1 protein-coding gene is annotated in these 513 nt (G+C 66.5%); it reads left to right on the forward strand.

What is annotated here, in order from left to right; translation table 11 throughout:
* Positions 1-513, forward strand: a 513-nt coding sequence (locus AC1DXK_RS31160; protein WP_477299730.1) for a CocE/NonD family hydrolase, incomplete at both ends; no start/stop codon positions are given.

The following is a 513-nucleotide window of genomic DNA, read 5'->3' on the forward strand; positions in this document are numbered from 1 at the left end:
CAGCTATCGCTACGACCCAAACGACCCCACGCCCAATCTAGGCGGCGCCATCTTCGCCTTCACCGGTGCCGGCGCCCAGGACAACGCGCCGCTCGAAGCCCGCTCGGACGTCCTCACCTATACCGGCCCCGCGCTCCTGAAGCCGCTGACCATCATCGGCCAGTGCCAGGTGCGCCTCCGCGCCCGCGCCAGCCTGCCCCACGCCGACTTCTTCGTGCGTCTTTCCGATGTCGACCCCAATGGCGTCTCCACCAATATCTGCGATGGCTTCCTCCGCGTAACGCCGGAAACCAAAACCGAAGCCGACGGCAGCTGGACGCTCACATTCCCCCTCCACGCCACAGCTCATAGCTTCCTCGCCGGCCATCGCCTGCGCCTGCTAATCGCCTCCGGCGCCCATCCTCGCTACGCTCGCAATCCCGGCACCGGCGAGCCCATCAGCACCGCCAAGACGCTGCTCGCCAATGACATCGAGATTTTCCACGAGGGCACCGGCATCACCCTGCCCACCCA

The sequence above is a fragment of the Methylobacterium sp. P3_A11 genome (genome assembly GCF_056403155.1).